Annotated in this window: 18 protein-coding genes and 1 pseudogene; 8 read left to right on the top strand and 11 right to left on the bottom strand. The window is 68.3% G+C overall.

The annotated features are described in order from the left end of the window. Positions 1-404: 404 nt before the first annotated feature. The 3 genes from AC1DR7_RS17175 to AC1DR7_RS17165 form a co-directional block, all read right to left on the bottom strand. Positions 405-1,817: an amino acid permease gene (locus AC1DR7_RS17175; protein ID WP_256776097.1), complete on the bottom strand. Its 1,413-nt coding sequence runs from the start codon at positions 1,815-1,817 to the stop codon at positions 405-407. A 152-nt stretch (positions 1,818-1,969) separates the two neighbouring features. Beyond that, on the bottom strand, positions 1,970-2,413 hold the full coding sequence (locus AC1DR7_RS17170) for a hypothetical protein (protein ID WP_478052968.1): 444 nt from the start codon (positions 2,411-2,413) through the stop codon (positions 1,970-1,972). A 47-nt stretch (positions 2,414-2,460) separates the two neighbouring features. Next, the gene (locus AC1DR7_RS17165; RefSeq protein ID WP_457318089.1) at positions 2,461-3,456 is read right to left on the bottom strand and encodes an aldo/keto reductase; all 996 of its coding nucleotides are present in this window, start codon (positions 3,454-3,456) and stop codon (positions 2,461-2,463) included. Positions 3,457-3,601: 145 nt separating this feature from the next. Here AC1DR7_RS17165 and AC1DR7_RS17160 point away from each other — a divergent pair, with 145 nt between their 5' ends. Next, on the top strand, positions 3,602-4,504 hold the full coding sequence (locus AC1DR7_RS17160; RefSeq protein ID WP_457318088.1) for a LysR family transcriptional regulator: 903 nt from the start codon (positions 3,602-3,604) through the stop codon (positions 4,502-4,504). A gap of 5 nt (positions 4,505-4,509) precedes the next feature. Here AC1DR7_RS17160 and AC1DR7_RS17155 read toward each other — a convergent pair whose 3' ends face one another. The 3 genes and pseudogenes from AC1DR7_RS17155 to AC1DR7_RS17145 all read right to left on the bottom strand — a co-directional run bounded on the left by AC1DR7_RS17155 (position 4,510) and on the right by AC1DR7_RS17145 (position 6,662). After that, positions 4,510-4,878 carry a hypothetical protein gene (locus tag AC1DR7_RS17155; protein ID WP_256776101.1) on the bottom strand — a complete coding sequence of 123 codons (369 nt, stop codon included), beginning with the start codon at positions 4,876-4,878 and terminating at the stop codon, positions 4,510-4,512. 173 nt (positions 4,879-5,051) lie between these two features. Next, on the bottom strand, positions 5,052-5,678 hold the full coding sequence (leuE, locus tag AC1DR7_RS17150; RefSeq protein WP_256776102.1) for a leucine efflux protein LeuE: 627 nt from the start codon (positions 5,676-5,678) through the stop codon (positions 5,052-5,054). 13 nt (positions 5,679-5,691) lie between these two features. Next, positions 5,692-6,662: pseudogene (locus AC1DR7_RS17145) on the bottom strand (LysR family transcriptional regulator). Positions 6,663-6,753: 91 nt separating this feature from the next. Here AC1DR7_RS17145 and AC1DR7_RS17140 point away from each other — a divergent pair. Together AC1DR7_RS17140 and nfsB are read left to right on the top strand one after the other, a co-directional pair. Continuing rightward, positions 6,754-7,761 carry a zinc-binding alcohol dehydrogenase family protein gene (locus AC1DR7_RS17140; protein WP_457318849.1) on the top strand — a complete coding sequence of 336 codons (1,008 nt, stop codon included), beginning with the start codon at positions 6,754-6,756 and terminating at the stop codon, positions 7,759-7,761. A 47-nt stretch (positions 7,762-7,808) separates the two neighbouring features. Beyond that, entirely contained in the window at positions 7,809-8,462 is a 654-nt protein-coding gene (nfsB, locus tag AC1DR7_RS17135; protein ID WP_457318847.1) for an oxygen-insensitive NAD(P)H nitroreductase, read from the top strand. Positions 8,463-8,468: 6 nt separating this feature from the next. Here nfsB and AC1DR7_RS17130 read toward each other — a convergent pair whose 3' ends face one another. Beyond that, positions 8,469-8,981 carry a glutathione binding-like protein gene (locus AC1DR7_RS17130; protein ID WP_478052969.1) on the bottom strand — a complete coding sequence of 171 codons (513 nt, stop codon included), beginning with the start codon at positions 8,979-8,981 and terminating at the stop codon, positions 8,469-8,471. A 15-nt stretch (positions 8,982-8,996) separates the two neighbouring features. Between AC1DR7_RS17130 and AC1DR7_RS17125 the strand changes: the two genes are divergently transcribed. From AC1DR7_RS17125 to AC1DR7_RS17110, 4 genes are all read left to right on the top strand, one after another. Continuing rightward, positions 8,997-10,580: a DNA recombination protein RmuC gene (locus AC1DR7_RS17125; RefSeq protein ID WP_457318843.1), complete on the top strand. Its 1,584-nt coding sequence runs from the start codon at positions 8,997-8,999 to the stop codon at positions 10,578-10,580. Positions 10,581-10,654: 74 nt separating this feature from the next. Beyond that, on the top strand, positions 10,655-11,023 hold the full coding sequence (locus AC1DR7_RS17120) for a hypothetical protein (protein ID WP_256776108.1): 369 nt from the start codon (positions 10,655-10,657) through the stop codon (positions 11,021-11,023). A gap of 56 nt (positions 11,024-11,079) precedes the next feature. Next, a complete protein-coding gene (locus AC1DR7_RS17115; protein ID WP_457318841.1) occupies positions 11,080-11,640 on the top strand; it encodes a glutathione peroxidase in 561 nt (186 codons plus the stop codon). Between the two features lie 99 nt (positions 11,641-11,739). Next, positions 11,740-12,030, top strand: a complete 291-nt coding sequence (locus tag AC1DR7_RS17110; protein ID WP_256776110.1) for a DUF6916 family protein — start codon at positions 11,740-11,742, stop codon at positions 12,028-12,030. Here the strand turns inward: AC1DR7_RS17110 and AC1DR7_RS17105 are convergent. The 4 genes from AC1DR7_RS17105 to AC1DR7_RS17090 are packed head-to-tail and all read right to left on the bottom strand — an operon-like array spanning position 12,023 to position 14,272. Continuing rightward, on the bottom strand, positions 12,023-12,586 hold the full coding sequence (locus AC1DR7_RS17105) for a GNAT family N-acetyltransferase (protein WP_457318838.1): 564 nt from the start codon (positions 12,584-12,586) through the stop codon (positions 12,023-12,025). The two genes, AC1DR7_RS17110 and AC1DR7_RS17105, sit on opposite strands and share 8 nt — an antisense overlap. Further along, positions 12,586-13,125, bottom strand: coding sequence for a phage tail protein (locus tag AC1DR7_RS17100; RefSeq protein ID WP_256776112.1), 540 nt, complete (start codon positions 13,123-13,125; stop codon positions 12,586-12,588). The genes AC1DR7_RS17105 and AC1DR7_RS17100 overlap by 1 nt, the downstream gene beginning before the upstream one ends. A gap of 30 nt (positions 13,126-13,155) precedes the next feature. Next, positions 13,156-13,686 carry a phage tail protein gene (locus AC1DR7_RS17095; protein WP_256776113.1) on the bottom strand — a complete coding sequence of 177 codons (531 nt, stop codon included), beginning with the start codon at positions 13,684-13,686 and terminating at the stop codon, positions 13,156-13,158. A gap of 52 nt (positions 13,687-13,738) precedes the next feature. After that, positions 13,739-14,272: a phage tail protein gene (locus AC1DR7_RS17090; RefSeq protein WP_457318835.1), complete on the bottom strand. Its 534-nt coding sequence runs from the start codon at positions 14,270-14,272 to the stop codon at positions 13,739-13,741. Between the two features lie 269 nt (positions 14,273-14,541). Here AC1DR7_RS17090 and AC1DR7_RS17085 point away from each other — a divergent pair, with 269 nt between their 5' ends. Beyond that, positions 14,542-19,827: a putative Ig domain-containing protein gene (locus AC1DR7_RS17085; protein WP_478052967.1), complete on the top strand. Its 5,286-nt coding sequence runs from the start codon at positions 14,542-14,544 to the stop codon at positions 19,825-19,827. Positions 19,828-20,068 lie beyond the last annotated feature (241 nt).

Here is a 20,068-nt window from a genome sequence, read left to right as displayed (position 1 = left end):
CCTTTATTTCGCCTCCAAGGGCATGGGAACCCAGCGCCCGACCCACCGACCAACGTCAGAAACAGCCTGGCTTCGGCATGCTCACCGCAAGCCGAGCCCCTTAGCGGCCGGTAGGCCCCTGGGCAAAATAAAGGAGGAGGCCGCTCCGCGGCCGGGGGACATTTGCGCCAGGGGCCTACCGGCTGCTACGGGGCCCACACGCTCGCGACCAGCCCGATCGGAGACGCCAGCCCATCCCAGCGGCCTGCACACCCGGCCGCCCGCGTAGCGTCGTGCTCACGCTGCGACGGCCCGTGCAGCAAGACGCTCCCCTCAGATGGGGGAAGAACCAAAGAAAAAGGCAGGCCCTTGGGCCTGCCTTTTCCTACCGACGTGCCGCCCCGAAGGTCAGACGGCGCGATGCCTCATTGCTTGCCCAGCACCGCATTGCGACGCCCGTAGGCGAAGTAGGCGACCAGGCCCAGGATGTTCCAGGCCAGGAAATACAGCTGGGTCTTGCTCGGCAGGCTGAAGAACAGGTACACGCAGCCGATCACCGCCAGCGGACCGACCACATAGGCCAGCGGAGTGCGGAACTTGCGCACGCGGTTCGGCTCGCGCTTGCGCAGCACCACCAGGCACAGGCCCACCGCGGTGAACGCGGCCAGCGTGCCGGCGTTGGCCAGTGCGGCAATTTCATCCAGGCGGGCCACGCCGGCCAGCGCGGCGACCAGCACCGCGGTGAACAGCGTGGTCGCAATCGGCGTGCCGGTGCGCGCGCTGACCTTGGACAGCCCGCGCGGCAGCAGGCCATCGCGCGACATGACGAAGAAGATGCGGCTCTGCCCGTACAGGAAGGCCAGCAGCACCGTCGGCAGCGCGATCACCGCCGCCGCGCCGATCCACTTGGCCGCGCCCGGGCTGCCCAGCTCGCGCAGGATCAGCGCCAGCGGCTCGGCGCTCTGGCCGAAGATCGTGTAGCTCATCGCGCCGACGGCAGCCAGCGCCACCAGCACGTAGATGATGGTGCAGCCGACCATCGAGCCGATGATGCCGATTGCCAGGTCGCGGTCGGGCTTCTTGGTCTCTTCGGCGGCGGTGGAGATCGCATCGAAGCCGTAGAACGCGAAGAAGATGATCGCCGCGGCAGCCATTACGCCATGCTCGACGCCATCGGCACCCACCGACTTGGCGAAGCCGAACGGCATGAACGGCTCCATGTGGCCGGTGTCGAAGTGCGGCAGGGCAATGGCCACGAACACGGTCAGCGCGATGATCTTGACCACCACCAGGATCGCGTTGAGGGTGGCGCTTTCCTTGGTGCCGGCCATCAGCATGCCGGCCACCACGAAGGTGATCAGCACCGCCGGCAGGTTGATGAAGCCGCCTTCCACGTGCGGCCCGGCGGTCAGCGTCAACGGCAGGTCGATGCCCCAGCCATGCAGGAAGCCGACCGCGTAGCCGGACCAGCCGACCGCCACCGTGCTCACCACCAGCGAGTACTCCAGGATCAGGCTCCAGCCCACCACCCACGCCACCGTCTCGCCGAGCGCGGCGTAACTGTAGGTGTAGGCGCTGCCGGCCGCCGGCATCATCGTGGCCAGTTCGGCATAGGACAGCGCCGCACACGCGCAGACCGCACCGGCGATGGCAAAGGAGATCAGCACGGCCGGGCCGGCCAGGTTGGCGCCCACCCCGATCAGGGTGTAGATGCCGGTGCCCACGATCGCACCGATACCCAAGGCGATCAGGTGCGGCCAGCTCAGGGTCGGAACCAGTCGCCTGCCGGCTTCATGGACGGTGACTTGGTCAAGGGACTTGCGCCGGAGCAGTGACATGGGGCCTCGCGGTGGATGACTGTTAACGACAAGTCTGCGAGTTTTACCGAACGCGGTGCAGCATTACTACTGCCAAGCGTCCCACGTGGGCGCGCTGTGCACCTGACTGGGATTGGGGTGACGAAACCGGCACAAACGTGGCCGACACCCGGTCAGTCCCAGTGGCAGCCGCTGTCGGTCATCGCACCGATGTCTTCGCTGAAGCGCGTCTGCCGCCCGTTGCGCGCGTTGGTGTAATCGAAGCCGTAAATGCGTGCACCCTGGGTGGTGATCGCGTACTGCCCGGTCACCTTGCCGTCCAGGTGCTCTTCCCACACCGCGTCGAACTGCCAGGGACGGCCTTCGGCCATCTCGCTGCCTTCGTTGGACAGCCGGGTCAGGCGCAGCCATTGGGTCTTGCCGGCGTAGCGCACGAAGCTCACCGGTGTTGCGCCGGTGTCGCCCTCGGGCAGCTTCCACTCCAAGTGGATCTGGTCGGCGTTGCCGCCGGTCAGGCAGCGGACCTCATCGGCGTGGGCTGGGGCGACGCCCAGCAGCAGGGGGAGCAGGGCAAGCCAGCGCATGGTGGAGGTCCGTTCGGGCGAAGGGCGCGCCATTGTCCCCCATCCGCCCCGGTGTATTGCCGGGGCGGGTGGGCGCACCCTCAGCGATTCAAGATCGCCATCGCCGCTGCCGCGTAGCGTTGGCCGGCGGCGGCGTTGGCCGGGAAGATCGCGTCGATCTGCGCCAGCTCCGCCGCACTCAACTGCACCTGCAGCGCGCCGAGGTTTTCTTCCAGGTAGGCGATCCGCTTGGTGCCGGGGATCGGCACCAGGTCCTCACCCTGCGCCAGCACCCAGGCCAGGGCCAGTTGCCCCGGGGTGATGCCCTTGCTGCGTGCCATCGCGGTGACCGCATCGACCAGCGCCAGATTGCGGTTGAAGTTGTCGCCCTGGAAGCGCGGCGACTGGCGGCGGTAGTCGTCTGCATCGACGTCGGCCAGGCTGCGGATGGCGCCGGTGAGGAAGCCACGGCCCAGCGGCGAGTAGGGCACGAAGCCAATATCCAGCTCGCGCACGGTCTCCAGCACGCCGTTGTCCTGCGGATCGCGCGACCACAGCGAGAACTCGGTCTGCACGGCGGTGATCGGATGTACCGCATGGGCGCGCCGGATGGTGGCCGCCGACGCTTCGGACAGCCCGAGGAAGCGCACCTTGCCCTGCTCGACCAGCCGCGCCATCGCGCCGACGGTGTCTTCGATCGGCACGCTGGCGTCCACGCGGTGCTGGTAGTACAGGTCGATGTGGTCCACGCCCAGTCGCTGCAGGCTGGCCTCGCAGGCGGCGATCACATACTCCGGGCGACCATCGACACTGCGTGCGGCGCTGTCGCTGGGTTCCTGCTTGATCCCGAACTTGGTGGCCAGGAAAACCTGGTCGCGGCGATCGGCGATTGCCTTGCCGACCAGCACCTCGTTGGTGTGCGGGCCGTACATGTCGGCGGTATCGAGCAGGGTCACGCCGCGTTCCAGCGCACGATGGATCACCGCGATGGCGTCTGCGTCACTGCCGCGCCCGCCGTAGAAGGCGCTCATGCCCATGCACCCCAGGCCGAGTGCGGAAACGGTGGGGCCGTGGCGGCCAAGGGTGCGGGTCTGCATGGGGAAGCTCCGGGGAAGGGAAACAGGACTGGTCCGGCGCCCGTTATGCAGATGGCATGGGAGGTCGCCGGGTGCCCAGCATCCTCCCGTGGACCATGTGGATAAACTGGCTGCTCCTGCATCTTCCTTGAAGCCAGGCTTCACAATGAATCCCCAGCGTCCCCTGCCGGCGGTGGTCGCCTTCGCCCGCGTCGCCCACCATGCCAGCTTCACCCGCGCCGCCGACGAGCTCGGCGTGTCGCCGTCGGCGCTCTCCCAGACCGTGCGCGCGTTGGAGGCGGGCATGGGCGTGCGGTTGCTGCACCGGACCACGCGCCGCGTGGGTCTCACCGAACACGGGGCGCGCTTCCTGGAGGGGGTGCGGGTGGGATTGGCCCAGATCGATGCCGCCTTCGACGCGCTGGACAGCGTGCGCGATGTCCCGGCGGGCAAGCTGCGCATCAATGTGCCGCGCATCGCCGCCGAGCTGCTGGTACTGCCGCACCTGCCCGGTTTTCTCACCTTGTACCCGCAGGTGGAGGTGGAACTGTTCGTGGAGCCGGCGCTGGCCGATCTGGTTGCCGGCGGCTTCGATGCCGGGATCCGGCTGGGCGAGAGCCTGGCCCGCGACATGATCGCGTTGCCGATCGGGCCACTCGAGCGCCAGGTGGTGGTGGCCACGCCGGCCTACCTTGCCCGCCACGGCGTGCCCGCCACGCCGGCCGAACTGGTCGCCCACGAGTGCATCGTGCACCGGCTCAGCACGGGCCGCCGGATGCCCTGGGAGTTCACCCGCGAGGGGCGCGACGTGGAGGTCGAGGTGGCGGGGCGGCTGGTCTTCAACGATGCCGGCCTGATCCATGCCGCGGTGCGCGCCGGGCTGGGCATGGCACAGGGATTCGAGGCGCTGTTTGCCGATGACCTCGCCGCCGGACGGCTGCAATGCGTACTGCAGGACTGGCAGCAGCCGTTTGCCGGTTTCCACCTGTACTACCCGGCGCGCGAGCAGATGGCGCCCAAGCTGCGGGTGTTCATCGATCACCTGCGGCAGGCCATGCACGCGCGCTGACCCGCTCAGTCCGAGCGCGCCGGCGAGCCGGGCTGGAGCAGCGTTCGCAGCCAGTGGTCGCCATCGGGCAGCCCATGCGGAAACATCACCTGCGCATCGCCCGGGAAACGCTTGCAGCGCAGCCTGCCGTCGGCATCGAACAGGCGCCAGCCGTTGGCGATGCGTTCGGCATGGTCGATGTGTCGGCGCAGGGCCAGCACCAGGCTGGCGTGGCAGTCGAAGCGGGAGGTGCGCAGATCGATCCGGTCCAGCGGCTGCAGGCCGGCGAGGATGCGACCGACCGCCGGATGGCCCAGATCGATGCGGCCGGTGGCCATGCCGAGCAGGCGCTCATCGTGGCCGGATACGTGCTGGACGAAATACACCGGGGACATCGGATCTCCGCGTGGACGCGGTGACCGCGACCGTTGGCACCGATTGGACACCCCGAGGGCGTCACGCGGAATCTCAAGTTATCGATTGAAAGATCTTGCTTGGATGATGCTACCTATTCGCGTTTCTGCCCACGCCATCCGCCACGCCGCGCATCGCTACGCAGGGCAGCGCCTCAGCCACTGACGCCGAGGCGCACGCCAAACCCGACCAGGAAGATGCCGGCAACCCGTCTCAGCAAAAGCCCTACACGCGGATGCTGGAGAATCCTACGACGCAACAGGTTGCCTACTCCGATCAGCACCGAGCAGTACGCCAGCCCCAGCACGAAGATGATCACCGCCATGGTCGCGAACGTTGCCACGCCCTGGTGCCGCGCCGGATCGATGAACAACGGCAGGAACGCCATGTAGAAGATGATCGCTTTCGGGTTGAGCAGATTGATGAGCACGGCCTGGCGGAAGTAGTGGCCCGGTTGCAGGCGGATGCCGCCTTCCTCGCCGCTGCTGCGGGGCCGGCGCAGCAGGCCGATGCCGATCCACACCAGGTAGGCCGCGCCCAGGTACTGCACCGCGTGGAACACCAGCGGGTTGGCCTTGAGCAGCGCGGCCACGCCCGCCACCGCCAGCCACATCAGGATCTGGTCGCCCAGCAGCAGACCGAACAGCGCGGTGTAACCGCCGCGTACCCCGCCGCGACCGGTCGCGGTGAGCAGGGTGAACGTACCCGGGCCCGGCAATGCCAGGAACACCAGCACGGCAGCGACAAAGGTCCACAGGTCCTGGATGCCCATCCACGGCATGGCGGCGACTCGACTACGGGGGTGCGCCATTGTCCGGCACGGCCCGGTCCACCGATAGCGTCAGCCGGGCAGGCGGGGCAGATCCTTCAGCAGCGGTTGCAGGCGTTGTTCGAACATCGCATGCAGCTGCCGGATGGCCGGGGAGAACTGCTTGCGATGCGGGCACACCAGGTTCAACGGCAGGCTGTCGCCGGCGCCACCGAGCAGCACCTGCAGGCGGCCGGCGCGGACATCCCCGCACACATCCAGCCAGGACTTGAACACGATGCCTTCGCCGGCCACGGCCCAGCGCCGCACCACATCGGCATCGTCGCAGACCATGTTGCTGCGCACCGGCACCACCACCCGGCGGCCATCAACCTCGAAGTTCCAGCGGTCGTAGGCGCGGCCGGCCAGCTGGTAGAGCAGACAGTGGTGGTCCTTGAGCGCCTCCAGGGTGGCTGGCGCGCCGTGCCGGGCCAGGTAATCGGGAGAGGCCGCCAGTACCCGGCGGTTGCCCGGCAGCAACGGCAGGGCGACGTAGCTGGCGTTGTCGAAGCGACCGAGCCGGAAAGCGATGTCGACCGGGTCGCGGAACACATCGGCAACCTGGTCGGACAGGTGCAGGCGTAGCTGCAGCCTGGGATGCGCCGCGCGGAATTCGCTCAACCACGGCAGCAGCACGTTGCGGCCCAGGTCCGACGGCGCGGCCACCTGCAGCACGCCGCGCAGCTCGGCGTCCTCGCCCCGCACCCGCGCCTGGCCTTCGCTCAGGGTGGCCAGCACCTCCTGCGCATAGGGCAGGTACAGCGCGCCTTCGGCGGTCAGGCGCAGGCTGCGGGTGGAGCGCACGAACAGGCGCAGATCCAGCTCGCGTTCCAGCCGCGCCACGGCCGCGGCGACCTGGCCGGGCAGCAGGTCGGCCTCGCGGGCGGCATTGGAGAAGCTGCCCAGCGCCGCCGTACGCACGAACAGCCCCAGGTCGTCGATGCGGACCATTTTCATTCCTGCAGTGAAAGTGCTGCCCGATTTTGCGCCTTTCTGCCGGCCGGGGTGAAGCGCAGGCTGTGGGTCTTCCCGAACGGACTTGCCCTCGATGAAAGCAATCGCCTATACCCAGCACGGCCTGCCGATCAGCGACCCGCGCGCGCTGCAGGACATTACCCTGCCGATCCCCAGCCCCGGCCCGCGTGACCTGCGCGTGGAAGTACGGGCGATCTCGGTCAACCCGGTCGATACCAAGGTGCGCAACGGCGTGGCCGTGGACGAACCGCGCGTGCTCGGCTGGGATGCGGTCGGGATCGTGGACGCGATTGGCAGCGAGGTCAGCCTGTTCCAGCCCGGCGATGCGGTGTTCTACGCCGGGGCGATCGGCCGTCCGGGCAGCAATGCCGAGTACCAGCTGGTGGATGAGCGCATCGTCGGGCACAAGCCGGCCAGCCTGGACGATGCCGCCGCTGCGGCATTGCCGCTGACCGCGATCACCGCCTGGGAGCTGCTGTTCGATCGGCTGTGCATCCCCGAGGGCGGTGGCCAAGGCCAGACCCTGCTGGTGATCGGCGCCGCCGGTGGCGTGGGTTCGATCCTGATCCAGTTGGCGCGTCAGCTGACGCAGCTGACCGTCATCGGCACCGCGTCGCGTCCGGAGACCCAGGACTGGGTGTATGCGTTGGGCGCCCACCATGTGATCGATCATTCGCAGCCGCTTTCCGATGGCCTGCAGCGTCTGGGCATCGACGCCGTCGCGCACGTGGCCAGCCTCACCCACACCGACCAGCACTACGACCAGATTGTGGCCGTGCTGGCGCCGCAGGGCCGGCTGGCGCTGATCGACGATCCGGGCCAGCTGGATGTGATGGCGCTCAAGCGCAAGAGCCTGTCGCTGCACTGGGAGTCGATGTTCACCCGCTCCAGCTTCAACACCCCGGACCTGCAGCGTCAGCACGACCTGCTCGAACGTGTCGCCGCGCTGGTCGATGCCGGCGTGCTGCGCACCACCCTGGGCGAGCACTACGGCCGCATCAATGCCGCCAACCTGCGCCAGGCCCATGCACTGATCGAGAGCCAGCGCGCGCGCGGCAAGCTGGTCCTCGAAGGCTTCTGAGTCCCCCTGCACCCCGCACCCCTGTATCCCCCACGGAACCGATCCACATGACCCTCGCACCGGTGGCGCGCCGCCGCCACACCACCAAGGCCTACGACCCCACTCGCGCGCTGCCGCCAGCGGTGCTGCACGATCTGCTCGACGTGCTGCACCACGCGCCCTCGTCGGTGAATTCGCAGCCCTGGCATTTCCTGGTGGCTGCCAGTGATGCGGCGCGTGCGCGCATCGCCCGTGCCACCCAGCCCCACCAGCCGTTCAACACGGCCAAGATCACCGACGCCTCGCACGTGATCGTGTTCGCCACCCGCACCGGCATCGACGATGCCTACCTGGCGCAGATAATCGAACAGGAAACCGCCGATGGCCGTTACCCCAGCGACGAAGCGCGCGAGGGCCAGCGCGGCGCACTGCACCACTTCGTGGACCTGCACCGGCATACGCTGGGCGATGTGGAGCACTGGATGCAGAAGCAGACGTACCTGGCGTTGGGCACGCTGTTGCTGGCTGCCGGCGTGCATGGCGTGGACGCCACCCCGATGGAAGGCTTCGATGCCGCGGTGCTGGATGCCGAGCTGGGCCTGCGCGAACGCGGCCTGACCAGCGTGGTGCTGGTGGCGCTGGGCTACGGCAGCGAGGCCAACTTCAACGCCGACCTGCCCAAGTCGCGGCTGCCGCGCGAACAGGTGTTCACCCACCTCTGAGGGCTGTCAGGGCACGCCGTTGTCCACGTGCAGGGCGAAGCCCGGACGTGGCCGCAGGCGCGCGAACCAGGCGTCCACGGCCGGCAGTGCCGGTTTGTCGCCCGGGGTCAGGCGCCATCGCTGGGTCGACAGGCCCAGCACCACGTCGGCCAGGCTGAACCCGGGCCCGGCAACGTGCGCACCGGTGTGCGCCAACTGCGTGTCCAGCACGCCCATCAAACGGTGCCATTGCGCGAGGCTGGATGCCGCCGCCGCCGTATCTGCGTAATCCGGATGCCGGCGGACGCCGGCCATGAACGCATAGCGCCATGCGTTGTTGAGATCGGTGGCCTGCCAGTCCATCCACTGTTCCACCCGCGCCCGTGCCTGCGGTGCCTGCGGCAGGAGGTCGTGCCGCCCTTCGCGGGTGGCCAGGTAGCGGCAGATGCTGTTGGACTCCCACAGCACGAAGTCGTCATCGCGCAGTACCGTGCAGCTCCAACATGGATACGCCCGGCGCAGCCAATGAGACCGGCTCAGCCTACACTTGCCGTCATGCAAACCGAATTCCTCATTCTCGGCGGCCTGGTCTGTGCCGTCCTTGTCCTGCAGCTGGTGGTCCTGCTGCGGCGTTCCCAGCATGGCGGCCTGGAGCAGAGCCTGCGCGAAGAGGCGCGGGTGGGCCGCAGCGAACTGCGCGAGCAGCTCGAAGGCCTGGGCCGGCAGCAGGATGCGCGGCTGGAGACCTTCGCCCGCGCGCTGACCGAGCTGTCCACCCGCACCGACCAGCGCCTGGACCTGCTGCGCGACGCGCTGGGCGAAGACGCGCGCAAGGCCCGCGAGGAAGGCACCCAGGCCCAACAGCGCACCGGTGAACTGCTGGCCCTGCGCCTGCAGGACATGCGCGCACAACTGGAGGTCTTCGGCCATCAGCAGCAGGCCCGCATTGAAGCCTTCGGCCAACAGCTGGTGGAGCTGACCACCCGTACCGACGGGCACATGGCCGCGCTGCGCCAGGCCCTGGCCGAAGACGCGCGCAAGGGGCGCGAGGAAACCGCACAGTCGCAGCAGCGCCTGGCCGAATCGCTGGGCCAGCGCCTGCAGGACATGACCCAGCGCAACGAGACGCGCATCGGCGAAATGCGCGCCACGCTCGAGCAGCAGCTCAAGAGCCTGCAGAGCGACAACGCCGAAAAGCTCGATCAGATGCGGGTCACCGTCGATGAAAAACTGCAGACCACGCTGGAAGCTCGGCTGGGTGCCTCGTTCCAGCTGGTCTCCGACCGCCTGGAACAGGTACAGCGCGGGCTGGGCGAAATGCAGCAGCTGGCCACCGGCGTGGGCGACCTCAAGCGGGTGCTGACCAACGTCAAGAACCGCGGCAGCTGGGGCGAAGTGCAGCTGGACAACATCCTCGAGCAGACCCTCACCCAGGAGCAGTACGCGCGCGGGGTGAAGGTACGCCCGGACAGCGGCGAGATCGTCGATATCGCCGTGCGCCTGCCCGGCCGCGGGCATGACGACACCCCGGTGTGGCTGCCGATCGATTCCAAGTTTCCGCGCGAGGACTACGAACGCCTGCTCGATGCGCAGGAACAGGGCGACGTCGACGGCGTGCGCGTACAGGGCACCCAGCTGGAACGCGCGATCCGCATCCAGGCCAAGTCGATCTGCGACAAGTACATCGCGCCGCCGCACACCACTGATTTCGCGGTGATGTTCCTGCCCACCGAGGGTCTGTACGCCGAAGTGATCCGCCGTCCCGGCCTGGTCGACCTGCTGCAGCGCGAGCACCGGGTGGTGGTGGCCGGACCGACCACCGTCACCGCGCTGCTCAACAGCCTGCAGATGGGCTTCCGTACGTTGGCCATCGAACAGCGCTCCAGCGAAGTGTGGGGCCTGCTCGGGGCGGTCAAGAGCGAGTTCGGCAAGTTTGCCGGCATCCTCGAAAAGGCCGAGAAGCAGATCAGCACCGTCGGCCGCAGCCTCGGCGAGGCCAGCCGCAAGACCCGCACCATCGAACGCCGCCTGCGCGGGGTGGAGTCGCTCAGCGCCGAACAGAGCCAGGAGCTGCTGGAGGAGATCCCCGGCGAGGACGAGGACAGCGCGGCAGACGAGCGGGCCGACGCGGCGGAGTGACACGTGGCGTACATGCAATGCATGCAGGTGATCGCGCATGCTATGGCATCTGCCGATCGTTCAAGGAAGCCCGCATGCGCCTGACCCTGTTGTTGTCCCTGCTGTTGGCCCTGGCCGGCTGCGCCAGTACCTCGCCCTCGCCCGAAGACGCCGCATCGGTGGCCGCCGCGACGGCGGCCAAACAGGCTGCCGACTGCGCCGCCAGCGGCGGCGCGCTGCAGCCGCTGGGCCGCCTGCAGCGCGTGCAGTGCGTGGTGGCCTATCCCGATGCCGGCAAAACCTGCAGCGCCAAAGCCGAGTGCACCGGCCAGTGTCTGGCGCAGGGCCAGGTGGCACCGGGCGCCAAGGCCACCGGCCAATGCCAGCGCGATGTCAGCCAGAACTTCGGCTGCCGTCAGCGCATCGACGGCGGCGTGGCGATCGGCACGATCTGCGTCGACTGACATTCCCATGGCATCGCCATCGCGTGCCTCCCTTTTTCCAATGCAAGGAACCTGCAGTGACCCAGACCGTCTACGACATCCCCGTCAACACCATTGAAGGCCAGCCGTCCTCGCTGGCCGATTACCGCGGCAAGGTGCTGCTGGTGGTCAACGTCGCCTCCAAGTGCGGCCTGACTCCCCAGTACGAAGGCCTGCAGAAGCTGTACGCCGACAAGCACGACGCGGGTCTGGAAGTGCTGGGCTTCCCGGCCAACAACTTCCTGGCCCAGGAGCCGGGCAGCGAGGCGGAGATCCAGCAATTCTGCCAGCTGGAATACGACGTGAGCTTCCCGCTGTTCGCCAAGATCAGCGTGGCCGGTGCCGATACGCATCCGCTGTACCAGCAGCTCACCGCTGCCCAGCCGGCCGCCACCGGCGAAGGCCCGATGCGCGAGAAGCTGCAGGGCGCGGTGGCCAAGTACCCCGAGCTGGTGGTCAACCCGGCGCCGGGCGTGCTGTGGAACTTCGAAAAGTTCCTGGTGGGCCGCGATGGTCAGGTCATCGCCCGCTTCGCCCCGGACGTGCCGGCTGACGATGCGCGCCTGGTGGCGGCGATCGACGCGGCGCTGGCGGCCTGATCCACGCGCGGTGCATCGCGTGGCGCTTGTGCGCGCCACGCGATGCAGCGAGGATGTTCGATGCCGCTACGCCTGCGGTACGTGACTGGGGAACGGGACATGGAGTTGTTGACGCTTGAACACTTTGCCGGTTGCGTGAACGAGACGTTCGCCGCCGAGTTCGATGGCATGCAGATGGAGTTCGTGCTGGTCGAGGCGCGGCCACTGCCGCAGACGCGCGCGGATACCGCACGTGCGCCGTTCTCGCTGCTGTTCCGCAATGGCGCGCCGATCGTCTTTCCGCAGCAGATCTATCCGATGCGGCATGCGCGGGTGGGCGAGGTGGGCATCTTCCTGGTGCCGATCGCGCAGGAACGTGCCGGCTTCCTGTACCAGGCCGTGTTCAACTGAGGGGACGGCGCGTGGGCTCCCAGCGCATGGGCAGGTAAAGTTCGCCCGCCGCCGCCGCCGAGGTGGCGACAAACCCCATCCGCTGGTACAAGCGCAACGCAGCGTGGTTGTGCTGCATCACATGCAGCCGCAGCGCGCGACCGCGTCCCGCACAGGCCTGTTGTTGGCAACCGATCACCGCCGTGCCGATACCGGTGCCGCGCGATGACGGCAGCAGGCTGATGTCCACGATGAGATCTTCCTCACCTTCTTCATCGACATAGAAGCGCCCCACCGGCTGGTCTTCGCGCAGGATCGCCAGGTAATGCGCGCGCGGGTGCTGGGCCAGGTAGTGCTGGTGCTGGGCCACGAACTGCTGCGACAGGAACTGCCACTTGGCAGCGTCCGGCCAGGGCACCGACCGGAGTTCCTCTTCGCGCGTGCTCGCATACAGCTGCACCAGCCAGGGCAGGTCATCGCCGCGCAGCGCGCGCCATTGCCAGCCGGTGTCCCCGGCGACCCCGGCCAGCGCTGGGCGCCGCTCCGGAGGGAACGGCGCCAGCGTCGCGGGCAGCATCAGTCGAACGCAGGGTAATCGCCCTGCAGGGCAATGCAGAAGTTCACCGCCAGGTAGGGCTGCTGGTTGTTGTGTGGCTGGTTGCCACCGCTGTTGGGTAGCAGCATGGACGGGGACAGCGGCGTGTCCGGCGTTGCATTGCTGAAGGGCTTGACGGCGTTGGACCCGGGCTGGGAAAGACCACCACCGGCAACCGGTACGCCGCTGCGCTTACTGGTGTCGGTCTGCGCGAACGCGGTCAGCGTGTGCGCATGTGCGGGCATTTCCAATGTGCTCAAGGCCACCTGGGAGACGCCGAACGTGTCGCCGATCGAGCGGGGGGTCAGGCCGTTGCCGGTGCCCGTCCCTCCACCAGCGCGGGCGCTGAAGTTGGGCAGCTGGAAGGTGACGGTGCCGTTGCCGCCGTACTGGATGCCGAGCAGCGAAAACAGGGCGGTGTTCTGCTGGATCGCCAGCGTAGCGCCGTTGCAGAACGCCCATCCGTTAGGGGCGAAGTTGAAGCCGAACGGCTGGATCTGTCCGATGTAAGGTTCGGTCATGTCGGTTCTCTGGGCGTAACGAAGGAAGGGTCAGGGCTGCTGCGGGAAGATGCCGGCCCAGGCGATGCAGTACTGCACCGTCAGGGTGGGCATGCAGTTCTCGTGCGCCTGGTTGCCACCGCTGCTGGTCACGGCCAACGCCTCCATCGCCAGTGCGGTCGCCCCGTTGGTGTCGGTGACATAGAAGGTCTCGCCACTGACGGCGCCCGGTATCGCGGTGGCGGCGGGCGCCTCCAGCGTGGCCACCCCGCTGGAGACCGACAGCGCATGGGTGTGGGCCGGCATCTGTGGCAGGGTCAGCGTGACCGACTCGGTTCCGGACACCACGCCCAGCGGGCGATTGCTGAGCCCCGGGCCCTGGCCCATGTGCACCGGCACGCGGCCGCGCATGTCCGGCACGGCGAAGGTGCTCTGGCCGTCACCGCCAAAGGTCGTGCCTAGCAGCGCGAAGAGCACTTCGTACTCTGCGATCGGTATCAGTGCGCCGTTGCAGCCAAGCCATCCACTGGGAACGCGGTTGAATCCGAACATACGGATTTCGCCGACGAAAGGTACGCTCATCTGATCATGCTCCTTGTGAGTAACGCATGGCCGGCAACGGCCGGCCCCGTGATCAACTGCGGGAGGGGAAGATTCCCTGCAGCGCGATGCAGAAGTTGAGCGTGGCGTAGGGCTGCATGTTCGGATGGGGCTGGGTGCTGCCTGCCGGGGCGACCGACGACGGTGCCTGTGCAACCAGCGCGCCACCCTGGGCTGCATACAGCTTGGTCGTGCCGCCGCCAGCGAACGTGCGCCCGGTGGGGTTGCGGTTGTCGCCGGCAGCGGCCACGCCCACGACCTGGTGGCCATGCGCAGGCAACTGCGTGGGCAACAGGGTCACGTTCTCGGTCCCGGCCTGCTGACCGATCTGCATGGCCGGCGGCTGCCATGCTCCATCGGCCGATAGCGCATACGCGACGGGCGTGCGCCCGCGCATATCCGGCAGGCCGAAGGTGGTGACGCCATTGCCGCCGTACTGCACGCCCAGTAGTGAAAACAAAGCCTGGTTCTGGTTGATGGGCAGCAATTGCCCGTTGCATTGCGCGAAATACTTGGGTGCAAAATTGAACCCGGCCATCATGATCTGGCCGATGAAGAATTCGCTCATCTGATCCCCCTTGGATGCTGAGCGCGGCGCCGGACTGGCGCGCAGCTACTCTGAACGCCATTCAGGCTGTTCACAAGTCCCGTTGCTGGGGGCCTTTCTTCGACACGGGGACTCTGTTCCAATGGCGCCAAAGGGGGGAGGCGTGGAATGCCTGCCGCTGGCGACGTCAAGGAACGACGGGAGCATCATGCTCCCGGGGCAGCCGGCACGGGACGCGCACCTCGATGTTGTTCTGCATCCAGGTGGATTCTTTCCAAGGGGGAAAGGTCATGGCACTCCGTACCCGATACGCGCGTACCGCGCGTGTTTTCTCGACCGTGTTCGTCCTGTTCTGCGCCGCGCTGTGCTGGTCCAGCGCCGCGTGGGCCGCGCATACCTCGTCGATCTGTCCGGCCCAGTCGGCAACCGTGGGCAATGGCGGCACCGTGGCGATCAACGTCACCGCCTGCGCCAATCCGATCGCCTTGGCCGGCGAGGGAGCCGTGGACGGCCCGCAGCTGCCATCGCACGGCACCGCCAACCTGCGCATCACCGGCGGCAGCTGGTTCGTCGACTACGGTCACAACGGCGACGCCGCCACCAGTGATGTCTTCGAATTCTCCGACACCGATGGCGACATTGTCCGGGTCGCGGTCACCATCACCCCGGCCAACTCCACGATCGTGGTCGCACCGGCCGCGCTCACCCTGACCGCCGGCACGGCGGTATCGCAGACGCTCAGCGCCAGCGGCGGCACTGCACCGTATACCTTCACGCTGCAAGCCGGTACCCCGCCGGCTGGCATCACCGTCAACGCCGGTGTGATCAGTGGCACGCCCACCCAGCGCGGCGCGTACACCTTCACCGTGCGCGCCACCGATGCCACCTCGGCCACCGCCGACAAGACCTACAGCGGCACGGTGCAGAATCCCAGCCTCACCCTGTCACCGACCGCCGCCACGGCCATCCAGGGCGTGGCGTTCTCGCAGACGCTGACCACCATCGGCGGCGTTGCGCCCTTCGCCTACGCGATGGAAGCCAGCAGCCTTCCCACCGGGTTGTCACTCTCTGCAGGCGGGGTGATCAGCGGTACCGCCACGGCAGCCCCCGGTACCTATCCGGTGACCATCCGCGTCACCGACAGCAGCACCGGCACCGGCACCTACTTCGAGGTGGAGAACTTCACCCTGACGGTGAGCGCGGCGCCCAGCGTCAGCATCGCCGTGGCACCGGCCAGCGTCAGCGAGGATGGGGGGACCAACCTGGTCTACACCGTCACCCGCAGCCTCAACCTGTCCTCGCCGACCGTGGTCAACCTGACCACCGGCGGCACGGCGACCAGTGGCGTGGATTACACCGGCGGCGTCGCCACGGTGTCCATTCCCTCGGGCGCCACCACTGCCACGGTCACCATCAACCCGACCGCCGACGCTACCGTGGAAGCCGACGAAACGGTGATTCTCACCGTCGCTGCCGGCAGCGGCTACACCGTCGGTGCGCCGGCCAGCGCTACCGGCACGATCCTCAATGACGATGTGCCCACGGCATCGATCACGGTGTCCCCGGCCACGGTCAACGAAGACAGCGGCACCCCGCTGGTCTACACCGTCACCCTGGACCAGCCGAGCCTAGTGCCGCTGTCGATCGCCTACACCGTCGGCGGTACCGCCACCAGCGGCACCGACTACGCGGCGGTGTCCTCGCCGCTGTCGATTGCAGCCGGGGCCACCAGCGGGACGATCACCGTCACGCCCACGGCCGACAGCAGCGTGGAAGCCAATGAGACCGTGGTGCTGACGCTGGCTGCAGGCACCGGTTATGGCGTCGGCGCACCGACAAGTGCGACCGGCACGATCCTTGACGACGACCAGCCGGCGTTGAGCATCAATGACGTCAGCCTCAATGAAGGCGACAGCGGCACCACGGCGTTCACCTTCACCGTGTCGCTCAACGCGCCGGCGGGCCCGGGCGGGGTCAGCTTCGACATCGCCACCGCCAACGGCACCGCCACCGCCGGCAGCGACTATGTCGCCCAGGCACTGACCGGGCAGACCATTGCGGCGGGAAGCAGCAGCGCGACCTTCACCGTGCTGGTCAACGGCGACACGTTCAACGAACCCAACGAAACTTTCCTGGTCAATGTGAGCAACGTCACCGGTGCCACCGTCGCCGACGCGCAGGGCCTGGGTACGATCGTCAATGATGATGCGCTGCCGTCGCTGTCGATCAATGACACCTCGGTAACCGAGGGCAACGCCGGCACGGTCACCGCCACGCTGACGGTGACGTTGTCGGCGGCCAGCGGGCAGACGGTCTCCGTCAACTACGCCACCGCCAATGCCAGCGCCGTCGCGCCCACCGACTACGTCAGCGCCAGCGGCACGCTGACCTTCGCACCCGGCGCGACCACCCAGACCATTGCGGTCACCGTCAACGGCGACACCACGCCGGAAGCCGACGAGACCTTCGCGGTCAATCTGACCGCACCCACCAATGCCACCCTCGCCGATGCGCAGGGCATCGTGACCGTGCTCAACGATGACCAGCCGGTCACCGTCGCGCCGGCGGTGCTGCCGCCTCCGGCGATCGCCGTTGCCTACAGCCAGACCATCGTCGCCAGCGGCGGCAGTGGCAGCTACAGCTATGCGGTCACCACCGGCTCGCTGCCGCCGGGCCTGACCCTGAGCGCGGGCGGGGTGCTTTCCGGTACACCCACCGCTGGCGGCTCATATCCCTTCACGGTGACCGCGACCGATACCAGTGCCGCGCCGGGTCCTTACACCGGTGCGCAGGCCTACGTGCTCACCGTGGGTGCACCCACGCTGGTGCTGCCGGGTGGCCCACTGCCGGGGGCGACGCTCGCCCAGCCGTATACCGTCACCGTCGGCCCGGCCAGCGGCGGCACCGCGCCGTACTCCTATGCGATCACCGCCGGCAGCGTGCCGCCGGGATTGAACCTGGCCGGCACCGGTGTGATCAGCGGGACGCCGACCACGCTGGGCACGTTCAACTTCACCGTTACCGCCACTGACAGCAGCACCGGCGTGGGTGCACCGTATTCGGTCAGCACCGCGATGGCGATCACCGTGGCCGATGGCCTGCCGGTCGCTGGCAATGTCAGCACCTCGGTGGCCTACGGTGCGCCGGCCGCGCCGGTGACGCTCGCGCTGTCGGGCGGGGCGGCCAATTCAGTGGCGGTCGGTACCGCACCGCTGCACGGCACCGCCACGGTGACCGGCCCGACCTCGATCAGCTACCAGCCGGCAGCAGGCTTCGCCGGCAGTGACAGCTTCACCTACACCGCCAGCAACGGCACCGGCACTTCAGCGCCGGGCACGGTGACGGTCAGCGTGGGCACCCCGACCATCACCGTCAGCGCCAACAGCGTGTTCTCGGCGGTGGCCGGCGTGCCTTACAGCCAGACCTTCACCTGGTCCGGCGGCGCTGCGCCTTACAGCGGCTACCAGGTGGCCAACCTGCCGGCCGGCCTGTCGATCACCGCGAGCACCGTCGACAGCGTCACCGTCAGCGGTACCCCGACCCAGGCCGGCAGCTTCAACCTGCAGGCCTCGGCGACCGACAGCAGCACCGGCACCGGTCCGTTCACCACCGGCCAGGGCTTCGTGCTGAACGTGGCCAGCCCGACCCTGACAGTGACCCCGGCCACCTTGTCACCGGCCACGGCGGGCAGTGCCTACCAGCAGCCGATCACCGCTGCCGGCGGCGTCGCACCGTACACCTACGCGTTGAACGGCACGCTGCCCAGCGGCGTGGCGTTCGACACAGGCACCGGTGTGTTGTCGGGTACGCCGACCCAGGCGGGCAGCTTCGCGCTGATCGTCACTGTCACCGACAGCACCACCGGCACCCCGGCCAGCGTGGTCCAGAACTACACGCTGCAGGTGGCCACGCCCACGCTGAGCCTGACGCCGGCCGCCGGCGCCCTGACCCCGACCACGGCGGGCAGCGCCTACCAGGTAGCCTTCGCTGCCGGCGGCGGCGTAGCGCCGTACACCTTCGCCATCACCACTGGCACCCTGCCGGCGGGCCTGGCGCTGGATGCTGCCAGCGGTCGCCTGTCGGGGACGCCCACCGCGGTGGGCACGGTTGCCTTCAGCGTGACCGCCACCGACAGCACCACCGGCACCCCGGCCACCGTGACCCAGGCTTACACGCTCAGCGTGGCTGCGCCGGTGCTGACGCTGACCCCGTCGACCCTGCCGGCCGGGTTGTTCGCCAACGCCTACCAGCAGCAGCTCTCCACCAGCGGTGGCACCGCCCCGTACACCTACGCGGTAACCACCGGCGCGCTGCCCGGCGGCCTGGCGTTGGCCGCATCCGGCGCGCTTACCGGCACGCCCACCGCAGCCGGTGCGTTCGCTTTCACGGTGACCGCCACCGATGCACTTGGCTTCACCGGCACGCGCGATTACACCGTGCAGGTCACCCAGCGTCCGGACCCGACCCGCGACCCGGAAGTGCGCGGGCTGCTGTCGGCGCAGGCCGATACCGCGCGGCGCTTTGCGACCTCGCAGATCGAGAACTTCCAGCAGCGCATGCAGCGCCTGCATGGGGCCAGCCGCAGCAACGGCTTCAGCAACAACCTGGGCCTGGCCTATGGGCCGCAGCGCTGTGATCCGGCGGTAGGCAGCCTGCCCGGCAGTGACTGCGACGCCCAGCGTCGCCAGCCGTTCGATCGGGAACCGGGGCTGGATGCGCCGGCCGCGACCGGCACTGGCGCGCAGGCAGCGCTCGGCCTGTGGGTGGGCGGTACGATCCGCACCGGCCGGACCAACGGACGCGGCAGTGCCGGCGGTGACTTCAACACCGACGGCGTCACCCTCGGCAGCGACCTGCAGGTCGGTGAGGACCTGGCCCTTGGCGTCGGCCTGGGCTACGGTCGCGACCGCACCGATGTGGGCGAGAACGGCAGCCGCAGCGATGGCCAGGCCTTCACCCTGGCGGTGTACGGCAGCTACAGCCCCGGCCAGCATCTGTTCGTGGATGCACTGTTGGGCCACCAGTTGCTGGACTACGACCTGCGCCGCTACGTGACCAGCGACGGCAGCTTCGTGCATGCCCGTCGCGATGGCAGCCAGTGGTTCGGTTCGCTGTCTGTCGGCGCCGACCTGGTCCGTGGCAGCTGGCAGTTCACCCCGTATGCGCGACTGGATGCCTCGCGCGGCACGCTCGACCGCTATGTCGAGCAGGGCAGCGACCTGTTCGCCCTGCGCTACGGCGACCAGGACGTGGACACCAGCACCGGCAACGCCGGCCTGCGCATCGAGACACGCAAGACCGCTGCATGGGGTGCCTGGACGCCGCAGCTGCGGGTGGAATACCAGCACGACTTCAGCAGCAGTGGCACCGCCACGATGCAGTACGCCGATCTGGCCGGGGTGCCGTTCTACCGGACCTCGCTGGACGGCTTCGACCGGAACCGCTGGATGCTGGGCGCCGGGGTGATGTTCGACTTCGGTCGCGACTGGGGCCTGCGCGTGGACTACCGCGGGCTGGTGGGCAGCGGTGAGGACCGCGACCACGGCGTGCAGATCAGTCTGGACAAGCAGCTGTAAGCGGTACGCGCCACCGGTTACCGGTGGCGCGATGCCGCGGGGCAAGAAGTTCTTCTCCCTCCGTGTGGCTAGTGCGTAGCGCGCTCTGGATTTTTTCGCGCGGCGGTTGGTGGGTCGGGCGCTGGGTCCCATGTCCTTGGAGGCGACGCCSCCGGCGTCGGCCTGCGGCCGCCYCYTCCTCCTTTATTTCGCCTCAAGCGGCAGTCGGTGGGTCGGGCGCTGGGCKCCCATGCCCTTGGAG

Source organism: Stenotrophomonas sp. P5_A9 (genome assembly GCF_056400525.1).
The sequence above is the reverse complement of the archived record's forward strand: the minus strand, read 5'-3'. Positions and strand labels throughout refer to the sequence as shown.

What these genes read in the sequence shown, in the direction of transcription:
- AC1DR7_RS17175 (WP_256776097.1), bottom strand. Translation starts at nt 1,817, where the DNA reads ATGTCACTGCTCCGGCGCAAGTCCCTTGACCAAGTCACCGTCCATGAA.
- AC1DR7_RS17170 (WP_478052968.1), bottom strand. Translation starts at nt 2,413, where the DNA reads ATGGCGCGCCCTTCGCCCGAACGGACCTCCACCATGCGCTGGCTTGCC.
- AC1DR7_RS17165 (WP_457318089.1), bottom strand. Translation starts at nt 3,456, where the DNA reads ATGCAGACCCGCACCCTTGGCCGCCACGGCCCCACCGTTTCCGCACTC.
- AC1DR7_RS17160 (WP_457318088.1), top strand. Translation starts at nt 3,602, where the DNA reads ATGAATCCCCAGCGTCCCCTGCCGGCGGTGGTCGCCTTCGCCCGCGTC.
- AC1DR7_RS17155 (WP_256776101.1), bottom strand. Translation starts at nt 4,878, where the DNA reads ATGTCCCCGGTGTATTTCGTCCAGCACGTATCCGGCCACGATGAGCGC.
- leuE (WP_256776102.1), bottom strand. Translation starts at nt 5,678, where the DNA reads ATGCCGTGGATGGGCATCCAGGACCTGTGGACCTTTGTCGCTGCCGTG.
- AC1DR7_RS17140 (WP_457318849.1), top strand. Translation starts at nt 6,754, where the DNA reads ATGAAAGCAATCGCCTATACCCAGCACGGCCTGCCGATCAGCGACCCG.
- nfsB (WP_457318847.1), top strand. Translation starts at nt 7,809, where the DNA reads ATGACCCTCGCACCGGTGGCGCGCCGCCGCCACACCACCAAGGCCTAC.
- AC1DR7_RS17125 (WP_457318843.1), top strand. Translation starts at nt 8,997, where the DNA reads ATGCAAACCGAATTCCTCATTCTCGGCGGCCTGGTCTGTGCCGTCCTT.
- AC1DR7_RS17120 (WP_256776108.1), top strand. Translation starts at nt 10,655, where the DNA reads ATGCGCCTGACCCTGTTGTTGTCCCTGCTGTTGGCCCTGGCCGGCTGC.
- AC1DR7_RS17110 (WP_256776110.1), top strand. Translation starts at nt 11,740, where the DNA reads ATGGAGTTGTTGACGCTTGAACACTTTGCCGGTTGCGTGAACGAGACG.
- AC1DR7_RS17105 (WP_457318838.1), bottom strand. Translation starts at nt 12,586, where the DNA reads ATGCTGCCCGCGACGCTGGCGCCGTTCCCTCCGGAGCGGCGCCCAGCG.
- AC1DR7_RS17100 (WP_256776112.1), bottom strand. Translation starts at nt 13,125, where the DNA reads ATGACCGAACCTTACATCGGACAGATCCAGCCGTTCGGCTTCAACTTC.
- AC1DR7_RS17095 (WP_256776113.1), bottom strand. Translation starts at nt 13,686, where the DNA reads ATGAGCGTACCTTTCGTCGGCGAAATCCGTATGTTCGGATTCAACCGC.
- AC1DR7_RS17090 (WP_457318835.1), bottom strand. Translation starts at nt 14,272, where the DNA reads ATGAGCGAATTCTTCATCGGCCAGATCATGATGGCCGGGTTCAATTTT.
- AC1DR7_RS17085 (WP_478052967.1), top strand. Translation starts at nt 14,542, where the DNA reads ATGGCACTCCGTACCCGATACGCGCGTACCGCGCGTGTTTTCTCGACC.